Source organism: Photobacterium ganghwense (assembly GCF_003025595.1).
GTDB classification, from domain to species: Bacteria; Pseudomonadota; Gammaproteobacteria; order Enterobacterales; family Vibrionaceae; genus Photobacterium; species Photobacterium ganghwense.
The window spans coordinates 1-875 of record NZ_PYMI01000032.1 but is presented as its reverse complement, the minus strand read 5'-3'; the positions used below and the strand labels follow the sequence as shown (position 1 = coordinate 875).

At 48.5% G+C, this 875-nt stretch carries 3 protein-coding genes; all 3 read right to left on the bottom strand.

Going from position 1 to position 875, the window contains the following annotated elements; all coding sequences use genetic code 11:
- Positions 1 to 93, bottom strand: a 93-nt coding sequence (locus C9I92_RS25145) for a zonular occludens toxin domain-containing protein (RefSeq protein WP_146149721.1), incomplete at its 3' end; no start/stop codon positions are given.
- 1 nt (position 94) lies between these two features.
- Positions 95 to 439 (bottom strand): DUF2523 family protein, encoded by a 345-nt coding sequence (locus C9I92_RS25140; protein WP_047887892.1) that lies wholly within the window; start codon positions 437 to 439, stop codon positions 95 to 97.
- A gap of 2 nt (positions 440 to 441) precedes the next feature.
- The coding region (locus tag C9I92_RS25545) for a hypothetical protein (RefSeq protein ID WP_170108380.1) at positions 442 to 875 on the bottom strand (434 nt) is incomplete at its 5' end.

The window sequence follows — 875 nt, the reverse complement described above, 5'->3', positions numbered from 1 at the left end:
ACGCCCAGCACGCAGGTTAGGCAATAGGTCAAACCAGACCGCCGACGCTGATTTGTAGGAGCCGTTTGCGCCATAACGGAAAGAGACTGCCATATCACCACCTCACAACACGCAGAACAAAAGAAGTTGCATACGCATCGAACAGCATCCGTAATCCTTCAGGTACGCCGTAAGCGGTCAGAACAAAACGAACGTCAGGCGGCAGGCGGTTGAAAAACACTTCAATCAAATCGTAAACACCGTAATCGGTCAGCAACTCCCGCGCCATATTCAGCGACAGCTTCAGCATGAACAACTTAGTTTCAATCCAGACCTCAAACAGCCACAGAGACGCATAGTCAAACAACTCTCTGACGTAGCTGGGGATCATGATGATGAAGGTCAGGACAGAGGCGACAGCGTCGCCAATGATTTGTAACAGGCTATAAATAAAATCCATGGTTATCCCTTACTGGCAAACACGACACCGAGAGAAATCAGGGCAAACAACAACAAGATGACAGGCCGGACAACATCACTGATAGAAACCAGCTTTGCCGCACTGGTATCAATCTCGACACCCTTGATGACCATTGAGGAATTAGTCATTGAACCGCCGTCAAAGGCGGAAGAGAAGGTTATCCAGTCACCTTGCAGCATCTCTTTAATCGTTGTTTCCTTATCACTGATGCGGTCATAGATAGCGGTGAAACGGTCTTCACTTATCAACCTGCCGCCAACCTCAGGATGAGCCGTCACCGTTCCCGCAGATTTGTTAAACAACGACATAAAACCGTCAACGCTCTCATTGAGGTCTGATAGCTCGGTTTGCACACCAGAAAGGCCGTCAGTCACTTCAGATAAATCAACACCCGCTTTCAACGTTTCATCAATGG